This window comes from Chryseobacterium sp. ON_d1 (genome assembly GCF_006829085.1).
In the GTDB taxonomy this organism is placed as follows: Bacteria; Bacteroidota; Bacteroidia; order Flavobacteriales; family Weeksellaceae; genus Chryseobacterium.
Genome location: NZ_BJTC01000008.1, coordinates 197,140 through 218,762 on the forward strand (window position 1 = coordinate 197,140; position 21,623 = coordinate 218,762).

Below are 21,623 nucleotides of genomic sequence, written 5' to 3' on the forward strand. Positions count from 1 at the left end.
ACACTTTATCTTAAAGCAAAAGTATGCAAAAATTCAAAATTGGGATTAATGCTTGAATAAAGGGCTGCCTATCCTTGTCAAGGTTTTGAACCTTGATAAGGATTGATTAAAAATTGAAAAAGTTTTTTTTAAAACAAAAAAAGAGACCATCCCATGATGATCTCTCTGTTATTTTTATCTTTACGAATATTAGAATAATTCTTTTCTGATGATGTTCTGGCTTCTTTCAGGACCTACAGAAACTAAATAAACATTGATTCCTAAGTATTTTTCAATAAACTCGATGTATTTCTGAGCAGTGTCAGGAAGTTCATCATAGCTTCTTGCTTTAGTAATATCTTCGCTCCAACCTGGTAAATCCTGATAAATTGGTTCGTAGTTGTATAGTTTTTCTGTTGAAGAAGTAAAATAATCGATGATTTTTCCGTCTTCAGTTTTGTAATGGGTTACTACTTTCAGGTTCTCAATTCCTGTAAGAACGTCAAGCTTAGTGATCACAAGATTATTGATACCGTTGATCATACAGGCATGCTTTAAAGAAACAAGATCTAACCAGCCTGTTCTCCTTGGTCTTCCTGTCGTTGCTCCGAATTCACCACCGATCTGTCTGATTTTTTCACCCAGTTCGTTATCCAGTTCAGAAGGGAAAGGTCCGTTTCCAACTCTTGTGCAGTATGCTTTTGCTACACCGATCAGGTTTTGAAGTGACGTTGGCGGAACTCCTGCTCCTGAACAAACACCACCTGTAGATGGAGATGATGAAGTTACATATGGATAAGTTCCGAAGTCGATATCAAGCATTAACGCCTGTGCTCCTTCGAATAAAACGTTTTTACCGTCTCTGATCGCTTCGTTTAATTCCAATTCAGTATCAACGATTCTGTCCTGAAGCTGCTTTCCAATGGCTAAATATTCGTTGTAGATTTCTTCAACGTCTAAAGCCGGTTTCCCATAATATTTTTCAAAAAGAGAATTCTTAACTTTTAAGTTTTTCTCGATTTTATCTCTTAAAATCTCAGGATTTAAAAGGTCTACCATTCTGATTCCAACTCTTGCAATTTTATCTTCATAACAAGGTCCGATTCCTTTTTTGGTAGTTCCGATCTGAGTTCCTCCGTGCTCCTCTTCACGGTAAGTATCCAAAAGGATGTGGTAAGGCATGATCACATGTGCTCTTCTGCTGATAAAGATATGATCTGTCCTCAAGCCTTTGCTCTCGATCTGACCAACTTCTTTAATAAAAGATTTAGGGTTTACCACTACTCCGTTCGCAATGATACATTTCCCTTTGCATTGAAGAACTCCTGAAGGAAGAAGGTGTAGAACGAATTTCTCATCACCCACATAAACCGTGTGACCAGCGTTGTCTCCACCCTGGAAACGCACTACATAGTCCGATTTTGCTGATAAAACATCCGTGATTTTTCCTTTGCCTTCATCTCCGTACTGAAGACCTACAACTACATAAGTTGACATATTTTACTTTTGTTTTTAGATTCGTGCAAAATTACTTTTAAAAAAAATGACGACCAAATTCTAAAGGATATTTATTTTCAGTTAGGGTGAAAATCATGAGGTTGAATATCACTTCATTTATATATTTTTACTTTCACACCTATTTAAAATGGATTATATTTACTATAAATTTATATAAATGAAAATTAAAATTCTGATTCTACTTTTAATAATACCTCTTGTGTACGTGAACGCTCAAAATAAAGTAAATGATTATTTAAATATACCAGGTCCCATTCAATTGAATCAAAATGAATATAATCTCATATGGAGCTCGCATCCTAATGAAAACTATTTCAAACAGGAATATATCAGTTCAAATGAAAACGTCAATAGATACAACAGTATGGTATTGATCGATTTTGTAAAAGGGGATTTTAATATCAAAGATGTTGTCGATCAAAAAGTAGCGGAATTGCAGAAAATGAAAAAAAACAATCCGGTTGTCAATTATCAGATTTTTGAAAATAAAGAAGAATATATTTTAGATTTTCTTATCAGTGATAATTCAAAGGACGGCAAGGAAATACTCATTGCTGAAAGAAATATTTATCGCTACAAAATTATTAGCAATGGAAAAAATAAAGGAGTCCTCCTTTTTGCACTGAGTGAAAGAGGGTATCCTGAAAATATGGAATCTTTCTTTAATAATTTAAAAACCAATACTTCAAAATTAATTGAAAAGGTTGGAAATTATAAGCTCCCAGATATTGAAATAAAATAATATTCTATTTATAATGATTCTCTCCCAAAAATCAGACTACTTAGTTTCCAATATAAACAGCCAATCCCAGCTTTTCTACACTCTTTTTTCCCCGGAAACAGCAAAAGTCACCCTGCTCATTGTTCACGGCATGCAGGAACACAGCGGAAGATATGCAGAGATTGCAGAATATTTTGCAGCTCATGGGATTGCTGTATTGACGTATGACCACTTGGGACATGGAAAATCTGTAAAAGAGAAAAAAGACATTGGCTTCTTTCAGCTTGAAAAACCGGATGAAAGGCTTGTTGCCGATACCGAAATGATGGCTGATCACCTTGCAGAACAATATCCGGATGTTCCGCGTTTTATTTTAGGGCATTCTATGGGATCTTTTATTACTCGTTGTCTTCTTCAAAAGGCTAGCAAGAAATTTTCAGGGGCTATCATTACAGGAACCGGCGGACCTTTACCGGGAATCGATATATTGAGAGGTTATTTGTCATTAGCCACAGCTATCGCTCCTCGTCACCGTACTTTTTTGAATTCTGTTTTTACGAGTGTCAATAACAAACATTTTAAAAAGGACAAAGATTTCAGTGATACCAGCTGGCTCAGTGTAAATCCTGAAAACAGAAAGAAATTTGAAGAGGATGAGCTCTGCGGAATTCCGTTTACCCATAATGCTTTTTATACCTTATTTACCATCTATAAAAAAGCTACATCAAGGAACTGGACTTCTTCCATTCCGAAATCATTTCCTTTTTTATTGGTAAGCGGGCAGAATGACCCGATCGGTGATTTTGGAAAAGGCGTAATACATACGGCCAACAACTTAAAAGCTGATGGTTTTCAGCATGTAGACGTAAAGATCTATCCGGAAATGCGCCATGAGATTCTGAATGAGGAAATACGGGAAGAGGTACTGAACGGGATTTATAACTGGATTATAACAAAATCATGAGGCTCCATATTTTCGGAGCTTCAGGCTCCGGCGTTACCACTCTAGGAAAAGCATTGTCTGAAAAACTCAATATCGAATACTTCGACAGTGATGATTTTTTCTGGCTTAAAACTGAAATTCCTTTTACAGAAAAACAGAATCCTGAAATAAGGAACACCTTTGTTTCGGATAAACTTCATACCACTGAAAACTGGATTTTCGGAGGTTCAATCATTCATTGGGGTGAAAATGTATTTCCGGTATTTGATCTGATTGTATTTCTCTATCTTCCTCCTGAAATACGAATGGAAAGATTGAAAAAAAGGGAATATGAAAGATATGGTGATGAAATTTTCACTCATCCGGAAAAAGCTCAAAAATATCAGGAATTCATAGATTGGGCTAAAGATTATGATTACAATACCGGGATTGCCACCAGGACTTTAAAGGCTCATCTGGAATGGCTGTCTGAGATGAATATTCCTTTCATTGAAATTTCAGGGGATTATGAACTACAACAAAAGATGGATATGGTTCTGGATGCAATCAACAGGAAAAGAGAAAAATAAAAAACAAAATCCCGGTTATAGTCAGCCGGGATTTTTATGATAAGTTTTGGCTAAAGCCGAAGGATTTCTAATCTATTGATAGACAGTTAAAGCCCGCCTCTATTGATATTAATTCTGTACAAATTGTAAATACAATCATTAGTTAAGCGATAATTCCCGGTCTATACCAATCTCTTCCAGAAAGACTTCATCATGTGAAATCACTAATAAAGTTCCATGGTAGTCTTTAATGGAATTGGTAAGAATTTCTACATTCTGAAGATCGAGGTTATTGGTGGGTTCATCAAGAATGATCATATCCGGAGCTTTATTGCTGATAGACAGCCCACAGAGAAGTAATCTTAAACGCTCTCCCCCGCTCAGCATACCGCATTTCTTATCCCAGGTATCTTTTCCAAATAAAAATCTGGAGAGTAATGTTTTCACTTCAGACTCCTGCATGGCGTTGTCATTGAAATTCTGGACAAAATCATACAGCGTTGAATCATTATGAATCAAAGAGTATTCCTGATCAATATAAATACTGTTTAATTCCGCTCTGCTTATTTTTCCTTCAGAAGGTTCAATTTTTCCCAGCAGAAGTTTTATCAGTGTGGTTTTTCCTGATCCATTGTCTCCTTTAATCGAGATTCTGTCTCCACTCCGGATCTCAAGATTAAGGCTTTCTTTCCAGAGCTCTTCCTTTTGGTAGCTGAAATTTATACTTTCAGCGATAACAAGGATCTTTCCTGAATGAAGGTTAGAATCATTAAAATTAACTTTCATCTGATCGGCATTTCTTACTGATGAACGAAGTCCTCTTAATTCGTCTGAAATGCCGCTGATTTTCTCAGCATGGACAGATTTTAATTTGGAAGAATTTTTCTCAGCATTATTCCGGAGCGTATTCATCATAATCCTCGCCACTCCGGATTTTTCCTGTTTCCCTTTCCCTCTGGCATCCAGCTTTTGTTTTCGCTCCAATGTTTCCCGCTCTTTTTCTTTTGCTTTTTTCAATGCCCGTTCTTTAGCATGGATATCATTATGTAAAGCTTCTTCCTCCACTTCTTTCTGCTCTGCATAAAAGTCATAATTTCCTCCATAGGCTGCTATTCCCTGATTGCTTAATTCGAAAATGGTATCAACAAGATTGAGTAAGGTACGGTCGTGGCTTACGATAACGACGCTTGCATCTGTTTTGTCAATAAGATCATACAACAGCTTTCTTCCCTCATGATCCAGGTGATTGGTGGGTTCATCCAGAATGATCATATCAGGCTGATTGATCTGGATTCCGGCGAGAAAGACTTTGGTTTTCTGCCCACCGCTCAGGCCCTCCAGCTTTTGTGTTAGTTCAAAATGATCGAGTTGCCAATATTCCAGAGCATGCTGACACCGTTCTTCAATATCCCAGTCATCATTGAGTATTTCAAAATAAATTTCATCCACCTCTCCGCCGGTGATTTTTTCAAGAGCATACAGCTTCTGATCTATTTTCAGACATTCAGCAATGGTGAGATGATTGAAATTCCCGAACATCTGGGGCACATAAAAAATATCACCCTGAATGTTAATATGCCCATCCAAAGGTTGAATTTCGCCCGCCATCATTTTCAGCAGGGTTGATTTCCCCATACCGTTGCTTCCTACAAGAGCAGATCTGGTATGAGATTGTATTGTTAAATTGATATGATTAAATAGAAGATTTCCTCCCGGAAACCCAAAGGATATATTTTGCAGTAAAATCATGATTTCTTTCTTAATAATGGTTAAACACCAATAACATAATAGTTATCGTCTGATCAAATCGGAAAGAAATTATATCCTACATCTCTGTATTTTTGGGTTTTGAAAGAACAAAGATAGCACAAATACCGGATTAAACACAAAAAGATTTTATTGAAAAATCTAAAATCCGTAACTTTGCCTCCTACTAAAAATTTTATGGAAAGCATTAAAGTTCACGACAAAACTTTCGTTCCTTATTTAAAGGATGCCGAAATTCAGGAGATTGTAAAAGAGACAGCGTTAAGAATTTATGAAGATTACAAGGATGAAGTTCCTGTTTTCATTGGTGTTTTAAATGGGGTAATTATGTTCTTCTCAGATCTTTTGAAATATTACCCGGGGGAATGCGAGATTGCCTTCATTCAAATGAGTTCTTATGTAGGAACTGAGTCTACAGGGATCGTTTATCAGAAAATGGAACTGACTAAAGATGTGAAAGACCGTCACATCATTCTTGTAGAAGACATCGTTGATACAGGAAATACGGTTGAAAGTCTTTTCAAATATTTTAAAGAAACACAACGTCCTAAATCTGTAAAACTGGCAAGTTTCTTACTGAAGCCTGAAGTTTATAAAAAAGATTTCAAACTGGATTATATCGGGAAAGAAATTCCGAACAAATTTGTACTTGGATACGGACTTGATTATGATGAATTAGGAAGAAACCTGCCGAATCTGTATCAGCTGGAAGAAGGACAAATCAACCATTAAAGTGCTGTTGGCTATTAGCTGGTAGCTTTTAGCTTAAAATTATATAAAGAAATAAATTTAATAATAACTTAAAAAAGCTGAAAGCAGGAGCAAGCCGCCAAAAGCCAGGAGCCGGAAGCAGAATGCCAATTGCCGGAAGCGAATCAACATTATGATAAACATTGTTCTGTTCGGCCCTCCAGGAAGTGGAAAAGGAACACAAGCTCAGAATCTGATCGAAAAATTCAATTTAAAACAGGTTTCAACAGGTGATCTTTTCAGATATAACATGAAAAATGACACTGAACTTGGAAAACTGGCTAAATCATATATCGATAAGGGAGAATTGGTTCCGGATCAGGTAACAACAGATATGCTGATCGATGAGATCAAAAAACCTACGGATACCAATGGTTTTATCTTTGACGGATACCCAAGAACAACTGCTCAGACAGAGGCTTTGGAAAAGATCGTTAAAGAAGTACTGAATGACAAGATTGACATCTGCCTTTCATTGGTCGTAGAGGACAAAATTTTGGTGGAAAGACTTCTGAAAAGAGGAGAAACCAGCGGAAGATCAGACGACAGCAATGTAGAGATCATCGAAAACAGAATTAAAGAATATTATACCAAAACAGCAGAAGTTGCCGAGCTTTATAAGCAGCAGGGTAAATATGTAGAGGTAAACGGTGTTGGTGAAATTGATGAGATTTCCCAAAAACTTTTCGCTGAGGTAGAAAAAATTAAATAATCGGGAATGAGTACGGGATTCGAATTTTCATCCCGCAACCCGCAACACAAACTATATGTCTAACTTTGTAGATTACGTAAAGATCCATTGTAAAAGCGGACACGGAGGTGCTGGTTCTGCCCACCTTCGCCGTGAAAAGTATATTCCTAAAGGTGGTCCTGACGGCGGCGACGGAGGTCGTGGAGGTCACATCATCATGAAAGGAAATGCCAATGAATGGACTTTACTTCCCCTTCGTTACACCCGTCACGTAAAAGCAGAACGTGGTGAAAACGGAGGAAAAAACCAGCTTACCGGTGCATACGGTGCTGATGTTTATATTGAAGTTCCGGTAGGAACTATTGCCAAAAATGAAGAAGGCGAAATTATTGGTGAAATTTTGGAAGACGGACAGGAAATCATTCTGATGCATGGTGGTAAAGGAGGACTAGGAAACGAGCACTTCAAATCTTCTACCAACCAGACTCCAAGATATGCGCAGCCAGGTCTTCCGGGAGAAGAGGGTTATATCGTTTTCGAGCTTAAAATTTTGGCAGACGTAGGTCTGGTTGGATTTCCGAATGCCGGAAAATCTACACTTTTAGCATCTGTTTCCGCGGCAAAACCCAAAATTGCCAACTATGCTTTTACCACATTGACTCCTAACCTTGGGATTGTAGATTACAGAAATTACAAATCATTTGTAATGGCTGATATTCCTGGGATTATCGAAGGAGCCGCTGAAGGTAAAGGTTTAGGTCACAGATTCCTGAGACATATTGAAAGAAACTCCATCCTGCTGTTCTTAATTCCTGCTGATTCTGAAAATCATTTCCAGGAGTTTAAAATTCTTGAAAATGAATTAAAAGAATACAATCCTGAATTACTGGATAAAGACTTCATTATTTCTGTTTCAAAATCCGATCTCCTGGATGATGAACTGAAAAAAGAAATTGCAGCAGAATTTCCCGAGAACAAGCAGCCTTTATTCTTCTCAGGGGTTACCGGAGAAGGTCTTATGGAATTGAAAGACGCTATCTGGAAGCAATTGCACGGATAGAAATACATTGATTCATCAGTTTTATTTTAAAAACAGAACTGCATCATAAAAAACAGCCTCAGGTTTTCCTGAGGCTGTTTTTTTTCTTCAGTCAAATATTATTTTAAACAGATTTATCACTTTATATTTAACATAAAAACAAAGGAATAATTTATCTTTTGGAACAATTATTGAGGTGACCCTTTGAAATTGAAAAGCTATGAAATATTTACTGGGCCTTTGTGCTTTTATTTTTTTATTTTCCTGTAATACTTCTCAGAAAGTAAATTCCAAATATTCTACTATTGAATATGAGGCAACTCCTTGCTTTGGATTCTGTCCTGTTTTTAAAATGACGATCAATCCGGACAGAACGGCTGTTTTTGAAGCGGAACATTTTAATTTCAATAACAAACCTTCAAAAGATGAATTTTCAAAACCGCGTGAAGGAACTTTTAAAGGAACCATCAAAGAAGAAGATTACAATAAACTCATCAGTTTACTGGATGGGCTCAATGTAAAAGGATTAAATGATCAATACGGAGAACATAATATTACTGATCTTCCCACTTCTTATTTAAGAATTAAATTTGCTGACGGAACCTCAAAAAATGTGGAAGATTATGGAAAACGCGGAAGCGAGAAACTTTCAGAAGTCTATCAGTTTTTCGAAAATTTAAGAAAAAGCCAGGAATGGACTAAGGTGAAATAAGCCTTATAAAAATATTTAAACTATCTTTGCCGCAATAATTCCTTCTTTTGGGAGGAATTATTATTTTACAGAACTATTAACCATTCAAAAAAACATGAAGAAGAACATTTTTTTCGCTCTGGCATTTGTTTTATCAACAATAAGTAATGCACAAAAAACTTCCGAATCGATGAGTTTTGGAGTAAAAGGAGGATATACCTTATCCAGCATGAAATTCTTTAACACACAGCTCGATTCAAAATCTTATTTCTACGCTGGTATTCTGGCCGAGCAGCCTTTGTCCTCTAAGTTTGGCTTACAGGCTGAAGTATTATACACACAACTGGGTGGTAAGGAGATCTATCCCGGAGTTCAGTTGGTAGGCAACGAAATTGTCAATATGGGAGATATGAAATTTGAATATAAACTCAATCAGATACAGGTTCCCATTTCACTGAAGTATTATTTAATTCCCAATCTTTCTGCTTCTGTAGGAATGAATATAGGAATTAATATATCATCCAAGATAAAAACAGACACTATTTTTAACGGTGAGGTCACTACCAACTCTGAAGGCTCTAAAACATTGAACTTTTTCCCTTTTCTGGGTACGGAATATAAGATTAATGAGAAATTTTTTGTGGATGCCCGGTACCACTTCAATTTCTTTGAAACCAACAAAGAAAATACCGTTCCCACAAAAATCGGATTTTTACAGGCTGGTGTAGGATATAGATTCAAATAAATTCCAGATTTTTATCTCAATAAAACGGCTGCCCAGGTATGAGCAGCCATTTAAATTTTACAGGTCAGTTATATTTTCACTAAAGACATAAAACACTAAATATATCTTAATTTTTTTTAAACTACCTTTGCAGAATGTAATTCTTTCAGACTGAAGGAATTTTTATTTAAATTTTAAAATAATTCATTTGAATTTTACAGACTTAAACTTAATAGAACCTATTGCAAAAGCAATCCAGGAGCAGGGTTACACTACTCCAACTCCTATTCAGGAAAGATCTATTCCTGATATCTTAGATGGCAGAGACTTTTTAGGCTGCGCACAGACAGGAACTGGTAAAACAGCTGCTTTTTCTATTCCTATCTTACAGAATTTATCCAAAAATAAAATCCCCAATAAACATATAAAAGCATTAATCCTTACTCCCACCAGAGAACTGGCTATTCAGATCGAGGAAAACATTAATGCCTATGGTAAATACCTTCCATTAAAACAACTGGTTATTTTCGGAGGTGTAAAACAAGGAAACCAGGAAGCTGCTCTTAAAAAGGGCGTTGATATTCTGGTTGCCACACCAGGAAGACTTCTTGACTTCATTGCGCAGGGAATCATCAGTCTGAAAAATCTTGAGATCTTTGTTCTGGATGAAGCAGACAGAATGCTGGATATGGGTTTTGTACATGATGTAAAAAGAATCATTAAGCTTTTACCTCAAAAGAGACAGACTTTATTCTTTTCGGCAACGATGCCCGGTGAGATTCAAAAGCTGGCCAATTCCATCCTGAATAATCCTGTAAAAGTAGAAGTAACTCCGGTATCTTCTACGGCAGACACCATCAAACAGTCGGTGTATTTTGTTGAAAAGGAAAATAAACTGAACTTATTGACCCACATTCTTGAAAATGATATTTCAGACTCGGTACTGGTATTTTCAAGAACAAAACACGGGGCGGATAAAATTGCAAGAAAGCTTCAGAAAGATAACATTTCTGCGGAGGCCATTCATGGTAATAAATCTCAGAATGCAAGACAAAATGCTTTAAACAACTTTAAATCCGGAAAAACAAGAATTCTTGTTGCCACAGATATTGCAGCAAGAGGAATTGACATTGACGAATTGAAATTTGTGATCAATTTTGAGCTTTCCGATGTTTCGGAAACCTATGTACACCGTATCGGAAGAACAGGAAGAGCCGGAGCCGAAGGAACCTCTATTTCTTTTGTCGACGGGCTTGATCTTCTAAACTTAAAGAACACAGAAAAGCTGATCGGGAAGAAAATTCCTGTGATCAAAGACCATCCTTTCCATACGGATGATCTGGTTGCTCAAAAAAGAGATTCGAATAACAAACCTATGCCTGCCGGTGGTGAAAAACCTAAAGCAGGAAACAGCAATACTAATTCAAGGTCAAATAAAAATCGTAAAAAGCCTTCACCAACGGCTTCAGTAGGATTTAAAAAACCTAAAAATAAAAATTTCACCAGAAAGAAATAAAAGCAAACCCCTTTTCAATGTTGGAAAGGGGTTTCATTTATCTTGTAATTAAAATTGTACTACTTAAAAAGCTTCTTTGCATTCTCTGTGGTAATGCGGTCTATTTCCGAAAAGTCTTTTCCATAGATATTCACCAGTTTTCCGGCTACCAGATCAAGATAAGAACTTTCGTTTCTTTTCCCCCTGTGCGGAACCGGAGCCAGATAAGGAGAATCTGTTTCCAGAACAATCTTGTCCAGTGGAACATCGTTCAGAAACTGATCTATTTTTCCGTTTTTAAAAGTTACTACTCCGCCGATGCCTAAAATGAAATTAAGATCAATAGCATGCTGTGCCTGTTCAACATTTCCTGAAAAACAGTGGAAGATCCCTCTCAGTCTTGGATGTTTTTTTCTTTCCAGCACTTCGAATGTCTCGTCAAAGCTTTCTCTTGTATGAATAACAATAGGAAGGTCTTTTTCTATTGCCCAGTCGATCTGCTGTTCAAAAGCTTTCACCTGAATATCCAAAGTTGTTTTATCCCAGTAGAGATCAATTCCAATTTCTCCTATGGCAGGAAAATGTCTCTGGTCAAGATAGTTTCTTACAATTTCAAGTTCTTTCTCCCAGGATTCCGGTTTTACATAACATGGATGTAATCCCATCATCGAAAAAATCTGTCCCGGATATTGTGTTTCCAGCTGTAGCATTTTTTCATGGGATTCAGAATCAATAGCAGGAAGATAAAATTCTGTAATTCCCTTATCTAAAGCTCTCTGAATAGCTTCTGTTCGGTCTTCATCAAATTCTTCTGCGTATAGATGTGTATGTGTATCAATCATTTTATTTAAAATTTTAACAGATCTTCATAAGGGTTTTCAAGTCCCAGCAACATTCCGAAAGCCGGTTCTGTTTTTATACCCTGTTTTTTCAATTCTATTATTTTTTGTTTAAATTCTTCTCCCTTTTCCTGTAATATTTTGTGTTCAGCAATCATATGAAGGTATGCATTCTGCTCAGTTGTCGGTTTATTCTGTCCGAAAATCTCTATGGGAAATTCATCCAGCATGAAATTTAATGTAATGCATTTTTCACCGTTTATGATAGGATATTCAACTTTCGTTTCCACGTCGTGAGAAATAAATCTGCTGAACATCAAATCATCCAGAAAGTCTTCTTCAAATCTTAGATCTACCTCAAAAATAATATCCAGATCACTTCCCTCTATGTCTATTTCAATAGGAACAGTTCCTGCTAAAATGGGCGAATAAGCTTTTAATTTTTCAAAAAAATGATGCTTTGTAAGAATTTCATAAGCTTTTCGCTGCCTTTCATTTCCGTCTTTAAGATAGTCAATTTGGGTAAAGTCAGGCATCTAGAATATTTTATGTTTTACTTTTTTACGTTGATTTTCTATTCTCTGATCCAGCTTTTCTCTGAATTCTATAAATTTTGGGTCTTTCTTATCACTGGTTTTATGTTCCAGCGCCTTGACAATCTTAAAGTTTTCTTTGATAAAATTCTGAGTTTCTTCTGAAAAATAAGATTTTCCAAACTTCTCAAAAATATAATTGACGGCCTGTGTACTGGGATGAATCATATCTTCTTTGTAAAAACGGTAGTCACGGAGATCATCCATTAAGATTTCATAGACCGGCAGATAATGGCAGTCTTCGAACATCGAAATCGATTCGTGAATTGCTGTAATCAGTTTGGACTTGCTCAACTGGTTTTCTACCATCCCATCTTTTGTATGTCTTACGGGTGAAACGGTAAACAGAATCTGAACCCCTTCTTTACAAATATCTTTAAGATCCAGAATCGTCTGATAAATAGAGTTTGTCAGTTCCTGATGGCTAAGGAGTCTTTTCTCAAAAAACTTTTGGGGAATTTTGTGACAGTTGGCCACCAGTTTATTTTTGGGCAGGAACTCATAAATAAATGAAGAACCATAAGTGATAATAATCCAGTCGGCTTCCTGCAGAAAGGCATTTCCTTCTTCAATAGCCTTATTAATTTTATCTAAAGTCTGATGAATATACCGGGTATCAAAACTGGTGTGATGATCCAGAGAAATATATTCGTCATTGTAAGTAATCAATTCCTCTTCTTCATAAAATGCAGAATCATGTAGTCTGTTAACTGCATTATTGATAGAAAAAGGATTGAAAATGGTTCCAAAAGGATTATTGAGTGTCTGAAGCTGCCCGTCTTGCAATAAATCTGTCATCTCAGAGGCAAAACATGAACCTATCGAAAATATTTTATCTTCAATCTCAATCTTTTTATCTGATTCGGGGATATCAACTTCTGTCCTGAATTTCATTGTATAGGGGGTTAGGTTGCAGGAAATAGGTTGCAGGTAAATTGCTGCTACCTGCCACCTATCCTCTGCTACCTATATTAACTTTCTCTTCTCAACAAATAATTTGCCAGTTCGATAAAAGGTTTTTTCTTTTCTTCCGGTACATCTATTTTCTGAAGATAGCTCTGTCCTATTTCATTATGCTTTTCGATCAGACGTAACGCTTTTTCATCTACTTTTGTTCTTCTGAAAATCTTCTCAACTCCATAGACCTTATCTACATTTTCAGTTTTTTTAGAATACCAGTAATCCAGTTCTTTTCTTTCTTCATCTGTTGCATGTTCTCTTGCTAACAGGTATAAAACGGTTTTCTTGTTTTCGTAAATATCTCCGGCATGTTTTTTTCCAAACTGTGCCTGATCTCCGAATACATCAAGATAATCATCCATAATCTGGAATGCAATCCCGATATGTTTTCCAAAGTTGAAAATTGCTTTGGCGTCTTTAAAGTCAGCTTTTGCAATCAGGGCACCAATCTCAAATGAAGAAGCACTCAGAACCCCTGTTTTATAAGTAATCATTCTGATGTAATCATCGAAAGTCACATCTTCCTGAGTCTCAAAATTGATATCATACTGTTGTCCTTCACACAACAGAAGCCCTGTATGAGTAAATATTCTGATGCATGCTTTGAAAATTTCAGGTTCAAGATCTTCAAAGAACTTATATGCTTTAAGCATCAGTCCATCTCCGGAAAGGATTCCTACATTAAGACCATGCAGGGTATGAATGGTAGGTTTATTTCTTCTTAAAGGAGCTTCATCCATAATATCATCATGGATCAGCGTGAAATTATGGAAAAACTCGATGGCCAATGCAGGTTTGATTGCCTGTTTAAGATCACCGCCGAACATATCACATGCCATAAGCACCATAATCGGACGAAGACGTTTTCCACCATGGGAAATAATGTAGTTCATCGGTTCATATAACTCCGCAGGCTTGTCTTTAAAAGTATATTTCGCGATGGCGTCTGCAACAATCTGCTGGTATCTGTCTAAAAATTCCATAAAATCTTATAATTTGAACAAAAATACGATTTTTCGAGGCTTTATAAAACAAAAAACTTTGTCCAAATGGACAAAGTTTATATGTTGATATGAGTTATATATTAGGATAAGAAAGTTACCACTAGGTAGGTAATTCCTGCTACAATGGCAGAGATTGGAATTGTTAATACCCAAGCCCAAAGAAGGCTTACGGTGATTCCCCATCTTACTGCTGAAACTCTTTTTGTCAATCCTACCCCGATGATAGAACCTGTAATGGTATGGGTTGTAGATACAGGAATACCGAAGTGGTCTGTGATGAATAAGGTGATAGCACCTGCTGTTTCTGCACTTACTCCTTCTAATGAAGTCACTTTAGTGATTTTGGTACCCATTGTTTTAATGATCTTCCAACCACCACTCATTGTCCCTAAACCAATAGCAAGGAACGAAACCAGAGGAACCCAGATATAATGCTGAGCAAAATAGTCAAAACGTTCTGCAGAAGGAATATTCAGATACTGTACATCCTGAAGCATATTAACGTGATAATAAATCACTGCTGCCCCGATGATCCCCATTACTTTCTGAGCATCATTCAAACCGTGTCCTAAGCTGAATAAAGCTGAAGAAGCCAACTGCAGTCTTTTGAAAGACTGATCTGCTTTGTGTGGGTTTGATCTTTTATAAAGATGTATGATAATCAGTGTAATGATAACGGAGATGATCATCCCTATGATCGGTGCCATGAAAATGAACAGGAAGATAGGAATTACTTTATCAAATTTCACCACGCTCTGATGCGTTACCTGGTGAAAAGCTTCTTTTATTGTGCCCCATGTTCCAAGATCCGGCTGCGCTGCTGCCACAGCATGATAATCCATCATGAAAGCATGCATAAGAGCGGCTCCCAGGAAACCTCCGATCAGCGTATGTGACGACGACGAAGGAATTCCGAACCACCATGTCAGCAGGTTCCAGGCAATCGCTGCCACAAGACCGGAAAATATAACTTCAAGGGTGATAAAATTCTCGTTAACTGTTTTGGCAATTGTATTACCAATTTTGAATTCTCCAATAATATAAGCAGCAATGAAGAACGCTGCAAAGTTCCAAAGTGCCGCCCAAAGTACAGCCTGGAATGGAGTTAAAACTTTTGTAGAAACTATAGTTGCAATTGAGTTGGCCGCATCATGGAAACCATTGATATAATCGAAGATCAGGGCCAGCACAATAATAACTATCAGTAAAATCGGAAATTCCATTTTTTGCTATGTATTAGGCGTATTTAATCATGATGTTCTCAATCGTATTGGCAACATCTTCTGCTTTATCCGTTACAACTTCAAGGTAGTTCAGTACTGATGAAACTTTAATAATGTTGATCGCATCATTGGTTTCAAATAATTCTACCATTGAATTGGATAGCAGATCGTCCGCAATATTCTCAATAGAGTTCACCTTAATACAAGCTTCTTTCACCTGTTCCATGTTTTTGAACCCTTTAAGGTTTTTCATAGCATTCTGAATTTCAAGACATGCTTTGTGGATCAATAGGGAGAAGTCTGAATAAGCCTTCATCTCAGGTGATTTGTAAAGGAAAATATATTTTGTGGAAGCGTAGATATAATCAGCAATATCATCCAATCCTGTTGCCAATGTGTGGATATCCTCACGGTCAAAAGGAGTAATGAAGTTTTTCCCTAATTCTACGAAAATTTCGTGAGTAAGTTCATCATTCTTGTGTTCGAAGTCACTCATTTTTTTCAACATTGAATCGTCATTAAGATCGAAATCCTTGATTCCTGTGTTGAATTCTTCTGACATTGCAACTAGATTTTCAGTTACTTTTTCGAAAAGTACAAAGAAGATTTTATCTTTTGGTTGAAAAGCGTGGAAAATATTACCAATTCCCATTTTTTAGTATTTATAATTCGTGTGCAAATTTCTTAAAAAAGGATTGTACCTGAAACTATCTAACATTAAGTTTTGTTAACATTCGCTTAACAACTGATTATTAAATAAAAAAACCGGCATTAATGCCGGTTTTGTATGGTTTGGAAAGAGATTAGTTTGCTACTTCAGCTCTCATATCTTTTCCTTTGAATTTCATCGATTGAATATTGCTCAACACATTGTCTTTGAACGATTTTTCAACTTCGAAGAAAGAGAATTTCTCTAAGATTTCAATATCACCGATTTCAGCTCTCTTCTTGCTTTTTCCGCCAGCAGTAGCTTTATTGATAATATCTAAAACGTCAAGTTTCTTCAGGTGGTCTTTTTTACCAAGGTTGAAGAAGAATCTTACCATGTTTTCATCTTTTCTTCTTGGCTTTCCACCACGGTCCCTGTCTCTTCCACGGTCTCTGTCGCGACCTCTATCTCTGTCTCTGTCACGTCCGCGATCTCTTCTTGAGTAGTCATCATCTCTGCTGCTTAATTTCTGCTCAACAAGGTCATGCTTGTCTTTGTAGTATAAAGCAAGATCTTTCAGCTGGAACTGCAGAAGCTGGTGTACCAGTTCTTCTTTTGTAAAGTTGCTCAGATCCGGGATTAAACTGTCATCAAATTCGAAAAGATCTTCGTGTTCTGTCAACAATTTTTCGAATACACCTCCTACCTGAGCTTTGATAATATCATCACCTGTAGGAATAAATCTTTCGTGGATTTCAATTTTTGTTGAAGATTTGATCTGTTTCAGTTTTCTGCTTTCTTCAGGCTTAATTAAAGCCATAGAAATACCGTCTTTTCCGGCTCTACCTGTTCTTCCGCTTCTGTGAACGAATACTTCAGGATCATCCGGTAAAGAGAAGTGAATAACGTGAGTCAGAGAGTTTACATCCAATCCTCTTGCTGCCACGTCTGTCGCTACAAGAATATCAATGTTTTTCAATCTGAATTTCTTCATTACCGTATCTCTCTGCGCCTGAGAAAGATCACCATGAAGAGCATCAGCTGCATATCCGTTCTGCATTAAGAAATCAGCCACTTCCTGAGTTTCCATTCTTGTTCTGCAGAAGATAATAGAGTACTGGTTAGGGTTGGCATCAATTAATCTTTTCAATGCTTCTTTTTTCTGACGGTACCCTACCACATAGTATTCGTGAGTAATGTTCTTCTTCACTTCATTGATAGAACCTACAGAAATACGGTGAGGTTTTGTAAGGTAATTTTTGGAAATTCTTTCCACTTCTTTATTCATCGTTGCAGAGAATAAGAAAGTCTGTTTCGTTTCCGGAGTTTCGCTTAGAATGGTTTCCAATTCATCCTTGAATCCCATAGAAAGCATTTCATCAGCTTCGTCTAATACTAACCAATGAATAGCAGAAAAGTCTAACGCTTTTCTGTTGATAAGATCAATTACTCTTCCCGGAGTTCCCACAATAATTTGTGGCTTATCCTTCAAAGATCTCATCTGCTCTACAATACTACTTCCACCATAAACCGCAGTTGTCTTGATGTCTTTCATGTATTTAGAGTAATTCTTTATGTCTTTAGAAATCTGAAGACATAATTCCCGTGTCGGACAAAGCACCAATAATTGGATTTTGCGACTCGTATCGTCAATCATATCCAAAATCGGAAGCGAAAACGCTGCTGTTTTGCCTGTCCCTGTCTGCGCAAGTGCGATCAAATCGCGAATATCTGAAAGAATAAAAGGGATAGTCTGTTTTTGGATTTCTGTTGGGCTTTCGTAACCCAGTTCGCCAATTGCCTTAAGAATATCAGGACTTAAATTGGTTTCCGTAAATAAATTCATTAACTATTTTAAAATTTTTGCAAAGATACAATAAATATTTGATTTGTTTTTGAACAAAGTTTTAAATATACAAACTTAAATTCAGAATCTTTTAATATATTTTTAATTTTTGGAAAATTAAATCTAAAAAAACAAGCCGTGGGTTAAAAAGTTGTTAAACATTATTTTTTTTTATTAAATTGGATTGATTTTTTCTGTGTTATTTATGAATTTTCAAAAACAAAGCCATGAAAAGCAAATTTTTCTTTTTGATATTCTCATGCATAGCCATTGAAATATTTGCCCAGACACCACATTATCCGTCTGCCTGGACATTGGAAAACTGCATTGAATACGCAAAGGCAAATAATATTTCTATCAACTCTCTAAGGCTCTCAAAAAATTCAGCCCAACAGGATCTTCTTCAGGCAAAAGAAGCAAAATATCCCAACTTAAGCGGAGCTATTTCACAAGGGCTTTTTGCCCTCAACGGAAGTGACGGCCTTCATATGACCGGTGCGCAGGCTCAAAGCATAGGAGCCAATTCTTCAATGACCCTTTATCATGCCAACTATATCAAAAACAACGAAACTTCAAAAAATCTCCTGGTACAGATGGCTGACCTTTCGGTACAGGAAGCACAAAACAGCATTACTCTTACCATTGCCCAGGCTTACCTGAATATCCTGATGAACCAGGAAAATATTATTTCTCTTGAAAATGTCCTGAAAACAACACAAACCCAATTAAAACAGGGTGACCAGTTATACAAAGCAGGAAGTCTTTCTAAATTAAATTATCTGCAGATACAGTCACAGGTAGCCCAGGATCAATATAACCTCACCGCAGCCCAAAATAATCTTCGGACCAATACTGTTAATCTAAAACAAATCCTGCAGCTTCCTTCGGATTATGATTTTCAGATCGTAAAACCCGACAGCATTATGGTAGACGACCAGCTGAAGCCTCTGCAGGATGTACAGAACCTCGCACAAGATCAACGTCCTGAAGTAAAATATGGAGAACTGAACGTAGAAAATTCCAATACAAATCTGAAAATGGCCAGAGCCTCCATTCAGCCTACATTGAGTCTGACAGGAAATATTTCCACCAATTACTCTAACGGAAACGGAAATTATTTTAATCAGCTGGGAAACAATTTCTACATGCCTATCGGCTTAAGCCTTGGCATCCCGATTTACAACAACAGAATTTATAAAACACAGATTGAGAAATCAAAAATTGCCATCGAACAGGCCAATCTTGATTTACTGAATACCAAAACAGTTCTTAATCAGCAGATAGAGCAGTCTTATATCAATCTTCAGAATGCACTGTCTCAATATGACTCTGCCTTTAAGCAGATGGATATCAGTAAGCAAAGTTATGATATAGTCAACGCTCAGATGAAAATAGGAAGCATAGATTATGTACAGCTTCAACAGCAGAGACTGCTTTATATACAATCTGTTCAGAATTATCTGCAGGCCAAATACACTGCAGTCCTTAACCAACAGATCTACGATTTTTACGCAGGTAACCCTATAAATCTAAAGTAAGCTATGAACACAAAGAATAAAAAATGGTTGTACTGGGTTGTGGGCGGCATCATTGCAATAGGTGCAGTCTGGTTTTTCTTCATCAGAGAAAAAGAAATAAAGATCCAGCTTGAGACCGTAAAACCTGAAATGGGAAACATATCCAATTCCATTACTGCTACCGGAACGATTCAGCCTGTAGATACTGTTGCAGTAGGTACCCAGGTATCAGGGATCATCAAAAATATTTACGTGGATTTCAATTCTACGGTCAAAAAAGGACAATTACTGGCCACTTTAGATCCCGATCTGCTGCAGTTTCAGTCAGAACAGATCAAAGCTAACCTGCAAAATGCAAAAAGTAATCTTGCTTATAACGAAATCAATATCAACAGACAGTCGCAGCTGTATAAAGTTGGAGCAATCAGCAAGGCGGACTATGATAATGCCACGAATCAGTACAATGCAGCAAAAGCACAGGTAGGCGCTGTAACCGCACAGCTTTCTACTGCCAATAAAAACCTGTCGCTGACTAATATCTATTCTCCGATCGACGGAACTGTTCTCAACAGAAATGTAAGTGAGGGACAGACCGTAGCTTCAAGCTTCAGCACTCCTACCCTGTTCAGTATTGCCAAGGATCTTACCAAAATGAGGGTACGGGCCTCTGTAGATGAAGCGGATATCGGGAATGTAAAGGTAGGTCAGAAAGCAACATTTACAGTGGATGCTTTTCCGGATGAAACTTTTGACGGTGAAGTTTCCGAAGTACGTCTCCATCCCACCGTTTCGTCAAATGTGGTGAATTATACCACCATCATCAATGCAGATAATTCCAGCTTAAAACTGAAGCCGGGAATGACAGCAAACATTACGATCTACACACAGGTTTTAGACAATGTGATGAAAATTCCAGTGGCTGCAACAAGCTTCAGGCCAGACAGTCTGATCATCCGGAAATACAAAGTAAATTCTCCATTTGCCAACGGTAAAAAACATGAGAAAGGACAATGGAAGAAACAGAATAATAACAAAGGTGGCGAAAAGAAAAATGAAGCCGCCGTCTGGATTATTGCCCAGGACAGCACCATTTCAAGAAAAAAAATAAAAACAGGGATGGATAATGATACCGAAATACAGGTGATATCAGGATTGAATAAAAATGACAATATCATTACCGGCTATAAAGTACTGTCAAAAAAATCCTCCGGCGGACAGACAAAAAGCCCGTTTATGCCTCAGAGAAGAGGTGTTGGAAATAATAACAGAAACAGCGGCGGCGGTGGCGGCGGACCTAGATAATAAAGTTCGGGGATTCCGCTCAAACCCAAACAACCAGCAAACCTAAAACAAAAGTCATGGCAGAAAAAATTCTGGAGATCACAGATCTGAAAAGAGAATTCAGGATGGGTGAAGAAATCGTTCATGCCCTTAAAGGTGTCACATTTACCGTAGAGAAAGGTGAATTTGTGACCATTATGGGAAGCAGCGGTTCCGGAAAATCTACTCTGCTTAATATTATCGGCTGTCTGGATAAGCCATCCGGCGGCGATTATATTCTGGATGGTGTTAATATTAAAAATCTTGACCGTGATGAGCTGGCTGTTCTCAGAAATCAGAAAATCGGTTTTGTCTTTCAGGCTTACAATCTCCTTCCAAGGACAACCGCAAAAGAAAATGTAGAACTGCCTCTTCTCTACAATTCCAAAATATCTACCGAAGAACGTCACAAAAGGGCTATACAGGCTTTAACAGCGGTAAAACTTGAAAGCAGGATTGACCACCTTCCCAATCAGATGTCCGGAGGTCAGCAGCAAAGAGTAGCAATCGCCAGAGCACTGGTTAATGAACCTGTAATGATTCTTGCGGATGAAGCCACCGGAAACCTGGACACCAGAACCTCTTATGAAATTATGGCTTTAATGCAGGATTTGCACAAGCAGGGACGAACCATTGTTTTTGTAACGCACGAACCCGATATTGCCACCTTTAGCAGCAGAACAGTGACCCTCCGTGATGGAAAAGTGATCAAGGATATTAAGAACGACAATATAAAATCTGCCAAAGAGGCTTTGGAAAACCTCCCGGTAAATGATGATTATAAATAATTTCAACCTGAAAATTTG

Annotated in this window: 21 protein-coding genes; 12 read left to right on the top strand and 9 right to left on the bottom strand. The window is 37.2% G+C overall.

What is annotated here, in order from left to right:
* Window positions 1-189 precede the first annotated feature (189 nt).
* A complete protein-coding gene (locus CRS_RS14230; RefSeq protein WP_002981272.1) occupies window positions 190-1,476 on the bottom strand; it encodes an adenylosuccinate synthase in 1,287 nt (428 codons plus the stop codon).
* Between the two features lie 178 nt (window positions 1,477-1,654).
* Between CRS_RS14230 and CRS_RS14235 the strand changes: the two genes are divergently transcribed.
* Genes CRS_RS14235 through CRS_RS14245 form a run of 3 tightly spaced genes read left to right on the top strand, consistent with a single transcriptional unit; the run spans window position 1,655 to window position 3,730 of the window.
* On the top strand, window positions 1,655-2,239 hold the full coding sequence (locus tag CRS_RS14235) for a hypothetical protein (RefSeq protein WP_142724687.1): 585 nt from the start codon (window positions 1,655-1,657) through the stop codon (window positions 2,237-2,239).
* A 13-nt stretch (window positions 2,240-2,252) separates the two neighbouring features.
* Entirely contained in the window at window positions 2,253-3,182 is a 930-nt protein-coding gene (locus tag CRS_RS14240; protein ID WP_142724688.1) for an alpha/beta fold hydrolase, read from the top strand.
* Window positions 3,179-3,730 carry an AAA family ATPase gene (locus CRS_RS14245; RefSeq protein WP_142724689.1) on the top strand — a complete coding sequence of 184 codons (552 nt, stop codon included), beginning with the start codon at window positions 3,179-3,181 and terminating at the stop codon, window positions 3,728-3,730. The genes CRS_RS14240 and CRS_RS14245 overlap by 4 nt, the downstream gene beginning before the upstream one ends.
* A gap of 138 nt (window positions 3,731-3,868) precedes the next feature.
* Here the strand turns inward: CRS_RS14245 and CRS_RS14250 are convergent, their stop codons facing one another.
* The gene (locus CRS_RS14250) at window positions 3,869-5,458 is read right to left on the bottom strand and encodes an ABC-F family ATP-binding cassette domain-containing protein (protein ID WP_142724690.1); all 1,590 of its coding nucleotides are present in this window, start codon (window positions 5,456-5,458) and stop codon (window positions 3,869-3,871) included.
* 195 nt (window positions 5,459-5,653) lie between these two features.
* On the opposite strand from CRS_RS14250, the gene hpt reads away from it, so the two are divergent.
* The 6 genes from hpt to CRS_RS14280 all read left to right on the top strand — a co-directional run bounded on the left by hpt (window position 5,654) and on the right by CRS_RS14280 (window position 10,887).
* The gene (hpt, locus tag CRS_RS14255) at window positions 5,654-6,208 is read left to right on the top strand and encodes a hypoxanthine phosphoribosyltransferase (RefSeq protein ID WP_142724774.1); all 555 of its coding nucleotides are present in this window, start codon (window positions 5,654-5,656) and stop codon (window positions 6,206-6,208) included.
* 151 nt (window positions 6,209-6,359) lie between these two features.
* Complete coding sequence (locus tag CRS_RS14260) at window positions 6,360-6,938, top strand: adenylate kinase (protein WP_142724691.1); 579 nt, start codon at window positions 6,360-6,362, stop codon at window positions 6,936-6,938.
* A 55-nt stretch (window positions 6,939-6,993) separates the two neighbouring features.
* Window positions 6,994-7,977, top strand: a complete 984-nt coding sequence (obgE, locus tag CRS_RS14265; protein ID WP_142724692.1) for a GTPase ObgE — start codon at window positions 6,994-6,996, stop codon at window positions 7,975-7,977.
* 199 nt (window positions 7,978-8,176) lie between these two features.
* On the top strand, window positions 8,177-8,668 hold the full coding sequence (locus CRS_RS14270) for a DUF6438 domain-containing protein (protein WP_142724693.1): 492 nt from the start codon (window positions 8,177-8,179) through the stop codon (window positions 8,666-8,668).
* A 94-nt stretch (window positions 8,669-8,762) separates the two neighbouring features.
* On the top strand, window positions 8,763-9,392 hold the full coding sequence (locus tag CRS_RS14275; RefSeq protein ID WP_142724694.1) for a porin family protein: 630 nt from the start codon (window positions 8,763-8,765) through the stop codon (window positions 9,390-9,392).
* A gap of 187 nt (window positions 9,393-9,579) precedes the next feature.
* Window positions 9,580-10,887 carry a DEAD/DEAH box helicase gene (locus tag CRS_RS14280; protein WP_142724695.1) on the top strand — a complete coding sequence of 436 codons (1,308 nt, stop codon included), beginning with the start codon at window positions 9,580-9,582 and terminating at the stop codon, window positions 10,885-10,887.
* A gap of 59 nt (window positions 10,888-10,946) precedes the next feature.
* On the opposite strand, the gene CRS_RS14285 is transcribed toward CRS_RS14280, so the two are convergent.
* The 7 genes from CRS_RS14285 to CRS_RS14315 all read right to left on the bottom strand — a co-directional run bounded on the left by CRS_RS14285 (window position 10,947) and on the right by CRS_RS14315 (window position 17,980).
* Window positions 10,947-11,708 (bottom strand): TatD family hydrolase, encoded by a 762-nt coding sequence (locus CRS_RS14285; RefSeq protein WP_142724696.1) that lies wholly within the window; start codon window positions 11,706-11,708, stop codon window positions 10,947-10,949.
* Between the two features lie 5 nt (window positions 11,709-11,713).
* Complete coding sequence (locus CRS_RS14290; RefSeq protein ID WP_142724697.1) at window positions 11,714-12,241, bottom strand: DUF4269 domain-containing protein; 528 nt, start codon at window positions 12,239-12,241, stop codon at window positions 11,714-11,716.
* Entirely contained in the window at window positions 12,242-13,192 is a 951-nt protein-coding gene (locus CRS_RS14295; RefSeq protein WP_142724698.1) for a GSCFA domain-containing protein, read from the bottom strand.
* A 77-nt stretch (window positions 13,193-13,269) separates the two neighbouring features.
* Complete coding sequence (locus CRS_RS14300; protein WP_142724699.1) at window positions 13,270-14,241, bottom strand: polyprenyl synthetase family protein; 972 nt, start codon at window positions 14,239-14,241, stop codon at window positions 13,270-13,272.
* Window positions 14,242-14,342: 101 nt separating this feature from the next.
* Window positions 14,343-15,485, bottom strand: coding sequence for an inorganic phosphate transporter (locus tag CRS_RS14305; protein WP_142724700.1), 1,143 nt, complete (start codon window positions 15,483-15,485; stop codon window positions 14,343-14,345).
* A 13-nt stretch (window positions 15,486-15,498) separates the two neighbouring features.
* Window positions 15,499-16,137 (bottom strand): DUF47 domain-containing protein, encoded by a 639-nt coding sequence (locus tag CRS_RS14310; RefSeq protein WP_002981301.1) that lies wholly within the window; start codon window positions 16,135-16,137, stop codon window positions 15,499-15,501.
* Between the two features lie 151 nt (window positions 16,138-16,288).
* On the bottom strand, window positions 16,289-17,980 hold the full coding sequence (locus CRS_RS14315; RefSeq protein ID WP_142724701.1) for a DEAD/DEAH box helicase: 1,692 nt from the start codon (window positions 17,978-17,980) through the stop codon (window positions 16,289-16,291).
* Window positions 17,981-18,207: 227 nt separating this feature from the next.
* On the opposite strand from CRS_RS14315, the gene CRS_RS14320 reads away from it, so the two are divergent.
* From CRS_RS14320 to CRS_RS14330, 3 genes are read left to right on the top strand one after another with little or no spacing between them, the layout of a single operon-like run.
* Entirely contained in the window at window positions 18,208-19,518 is a 1,311-nt protein-coding gene (locus tag CRS_RS14320; RefSeq protein ID WP_142724702.1) for a TolC family protein, read from the top strand.
* Between the two features lie 3 nt (window positions 19,519-19,521).
* A complete protein-coding gene (locus tag CRS_RS14325; RefSeq protein WP_142724703.1) occupies window positions 19,522-20,799 on the top strand; it encodes an efflux RND transporter periplasmic adaptor subunit in 1,278 nt (425 codons plus the stop codon).
* A gap of 56 nt (window positions 20,800-20,855) precedes the next feature.
* Window positions 20,856-21,605, top strand: a complete 750-nt coding sequence (locus CRS_RS14330; RefSeq protein WP_142724704.1) for an ABC transporter ATP-binding protein — start codon at window positions 20,856-20,858, stop codon at window positions 21,603-21,605.
* The last annotated feature ends 18 nt before the right edge of the window (window positions 21,606-21,623 follow it).

Coding starts and splice junctions, on each gene's coding strand:
- CRS_RS14230 (WP_002981272.1), bottom strand. CDS start 1,476: ATGTCAACTTATGTAGTTGTAGGTCTTCAGTACGGAGATGAAGGCAAA.
- CRS_RS14235 (WP_142724687.1), top strand. CDS start 1,655: ATGAAAATTAAAATTCTGATTCTACTTTTAATAATACCTCTTGTGTAC.
- CRS_RS14240 (WP_142724688.1), top strand. CDS start 2,253: ATGATTCTCTCCCAAAAATCAGACTACTTAGTTTCCAATATAAACAGC.
- CRS_RS14245 (WP_142724689.1), top strand. CDS start 3,179: ATGAGGCTCCATATTTTCGGAGCTTCAGGCTCCGGCGTTACCACTCTA.
- CRS_RS14250 (WP_142724690.1), bottom strand. CDS start 5,458: ATGATTTTACTGCAAAATATATCCTTTGGGTTTCCGGGAGGAAATCTT.
- hpt (WP_142724774.1), top strand. CDS start 5,654: ATGGAAAGCATTAAAGTTCACGACAAAACTTTCGTTCCTTATTTAAAG.
- CRS_RS14260 (WP_142724691.1), top strand. CDS start 6,360: ATGATAAACATTGTTCTGTTCGGCCCTCCAGGAAGTGGAAAAGGAACA.
- obgE (WP_142724692.1), top strand. CDS start 6,994: ATGTCTAACTTTGTAGATTACGTAAAGATCCATTGTAAAAGCGGACAC.
- CRS_RS14270 (WP_142724693.1), top strand. CDS start 8,177: ATGAAATATTTACTGGGCCTTTGTGCTTTTATTTTTTTATTTTCCTGT.
- CRS_RS14275 (WP_142724694.1), top strand. CDS start 8,763: ATGAAGAAGAACATTTTTTTCGCTCTGGCATTTGTTTTATCAACAATA.
- CRS_RS14285 (WP_142724696.1), bottom strand. CDS start 11,708: ATGATTGATACACATACACATCTATACGCAGAAGAATTTGATGAAGAC.
- CRS_RS14290 (WP_142724697.1), bottom strand. CDS start 12,241: ATGCCTGACTTTACCCAAATTGACTATCTTAAAGACGGAAATGAAAGG.
- CRS_RS14295 (WP_142724698.1), bottom strand. CDS start 13,192: ATGAAATTCAGGACAGAAGTTGATATCCCCGAATCAGATAAAAAGATT.
- CRS_RS14300 (WP_142724699.1), bottom strand. CDS start 14,241: ATGGAATTTTTAGACAGATACCAGCAGATTGTTGCAGACGCCATCGCG.
- CRS_RS14305 (WP_142724700.1), bottom strand. CDS start 15,485: ATGGAATTTCCGATTTTACTGATAGTTATTATTGTGCTGGCCCTGATC.
- CRS_RS14310 (WP_002981301.1), bottom strand. CDS start 16,137: ATGGGAATTGGTAATATTTTCCACGCTTTTCAACCAAAAGATAAAATC.
- CRS_RS14315 (WP_142724701.1), bottom strand. CDS start 17,980: ATGAATTTATTTACGGAAACCAATTTAAGTCCTGATATTCTTAAGGCA.
- CRS_RS14320 (WP_142724702.1), top strand. CDS start 18,208: ATGAAAAGCAAATTTTTCTTTTTGATATTCTCATGCATAGCCATTGAA.
- CRS_RS14325 (WP_142724703.1), top strand. CDS start 19,522: ATGAACACAAAGAATAAAAAATGGTTGTACTGGGTTGTGGGCGGCATC.
- CRS_RS14330 (WP_142724704.1), top strand. CDS start 20,856: ATGGCAGAAAAAATTCTGGAGATCACAGATCTGAAAAGAGAATTCAGG.